Source organism: Mesobacillus subterraneus, from assembly GCF_000934845.1.
Lineage (GTDB): Bacteria > Bacillota > Bacilli > Bacillales > Cytobacillaceae > Mesobacillus > Mesobacillus stamsii.
The window spans coordinates 1-371 of the sequence record NZ_JXIQ01000008.1; the positions used below are offsets into that span (position 1 = coordinate 1).

Consider the following 371-nt stretch of genomic DNA (forward strand, 5'->3'; position numbering starts at 1 on the left):
AATTTATCTAATTCTGTTTGAAACGCATTGAGATGATTGTATGATGCGTTCATCAATTTTCCAAAGACATCCTTGACGTCAGCAGGAAGATCGGGTTGTTCCAAGAAAAATTCATACATCTTGATGTTATCAATTTCGGCTTGAACTCCCATTTGATAGACCTCTTTCAATGTCTCTGGTATTTCTACCTTGCTTGTATCTTCAGGCATCGGCAGTTGATACTCACTGAACAGCGGGACCAGCAAATCAATGTGATGCTGTTCTGCTTCTGAGATGTTACTAAACGGACTGTCTACATTAAACTGCTCCATAATGATTTCATATTCAGCTAAGGCAAAGTATTCATCACGGATGGCGAAGTCAAGCATTTC

1 protein-coding gene is annotated in these 371 nt (G+C 39.4%); it reads right to left on the reverse strand.

Translation table 11 applies throughout. The features are described 5' to 3' along the window. Window positions 1-371, reverse strand: a 371-nt coding sequence (locus UB32_RS00795; protein ID WP_044390417.1) for a ferritin family protein, incomplete at both ends; no start/stop codon positions are given.